The sequence below is a fragment of the Mesorhizobium sp. M2A.F.Ca.ET.042.01.1.1 genome (genome assembly GCF_003997405.1).
In the GTDB taxonomy this organism is placed as follows: Bacteria; Pseudomonadota; Alphaproteobacteria; order Rhizobiales; family Rhizobiaceae; genus Mesorhizobium.
Genome location: NZ_RZRX01000550.1, coordinates 1 through 1351, shown reverse-complemented (window position 1 = coordinate 1351; position 1351 = coordinate 1). Strand labels below are relative to the sequence as shown.

1 protein-coding gene is annotated in these 1351 nt (G+C 63.4%); it reads right to left on the bottom strand.

Features of this window, described 5'->3' with window-relative positions; genetic code table 11:
- Positions 1-97 precede the first annotated feature (97 nt).
- Complete coding sequence (locus EOA23_RS34725) at positions 98-1291, bottom strand: DUF932 domain-containing protein (protein WP_127307319.1); 1194 nt, start codon at positions 1289-1291, stop codon at positions 98-100.
- Positions 1292-1351 lie beyond the last annotated feature (60 nt).

The following is a 1351-nucleotide window of genomic DNA, read 5'->3' as shown; positions in this document are numbered from 1 at the left end:
CACTCTTGGAGGGCAGCGCCACTGATACGGGAGAACGCAAGGGTGGGTAGGCGCAAAGCCGGAGACACGGAAAACCGCGCTTCCGGCGTCGCGAGCTTCAGGCGGCGCGGTCGAGCAACTTCTTGGCCTTGCCCTCCAGTTCGAGCCGCGCATCCTGGTTGGTCTTTTCGCGGGCGATGGCGGTGATGCCGGCGACGAAATCGAAGATCGACTCCGGCGGTCTGCCTTCCTCGGCCAGCACGGTCTCGATGATCTTGCCTGTCTCAGCTTTGGAAAACCCGCGCTTGCGCAGGAATTCAGTGCGGTCCTCGTCAGATTTCGCGACGATCCGTTCGCGTGCGGCCTTGATGCCGTTGATGAACGGCACGGGCGACGAGTTCGCGAAGTTCAACAGCGCCGGTGCGGCCTCGTGGGTAAAGCGCGAGGCGGCATACTTGCTGTGGCGAATGGTGGTCTCTTCGAAATCCTCGACGCCCCAAAGATTGCGATTCTGGCAGACCGCGCGGAGATAGAAGCTTGCCATGCCGAGCGTTTTGGCGCCGACTTCGGAATTCCAGCAGTAGAAACCGCGGAAATAGAGGTCGGGCGAGCCGTCGGGGAGCCGACCAGCCTCGATGGGGTTGAGATCGTCGACGAGGAAGAGGAACACGTCGCGATCGGACGCATAGAGCGTCGTCGTGTCCTTCGTAATGTCGACGCGGGGATTGTAGACACCCGTCGACCAATCGAGGACGCCGGGTACCTTCCATCTCGTATCGCTTGTGCCATTGCCGGCGATCCGCTGCACCGCCTCGACCAACTCGTGGTCGTAGATCCTGCCGTAGTCAGGGCCGGTGACGGCGCGCAGCTCGATACGGCCGTTGTCGGTCTCGAGCGTTTTGATCTGCTCGGCCCTGTGCGAGGTCAGGCCGTACTGCAGATTGATGCCGGCGAGCGCCGCTGGAAGCTGGCGCAGATAGGCGGCGGGAGCGCCGATCTGGCTCGCGAGCTGACCGAAGCTCCAATGCGTCGGCGCGACGGGCGTATCCGAGCCCGGCAGAATGAGAGACAACCGCTCAGGGTCGGTGCGGCTTGCCTCGACGTGGATGAGCGCGGTTTCCACCACGCGCGTCCGGCTGCGCTCCGACCGGCTGCGCACCGAATCCGCCAGCTCCGACAGCGAGAGGTAGCGTTCGTCATCGGGGCGCGAGAACCACTCTGAGGAAACGCGGCCGATCCGCTCGCCGCGGCTCATATCCACCTTGTATCCGCCGTTTACGTCGCGATGGGCGTCAAGAACCTGCATGTTCATGGGACCAAACTCCATGACGGGCGCCGAGAGCCTCTCTCTCGACACTTAACCCGTCACGGA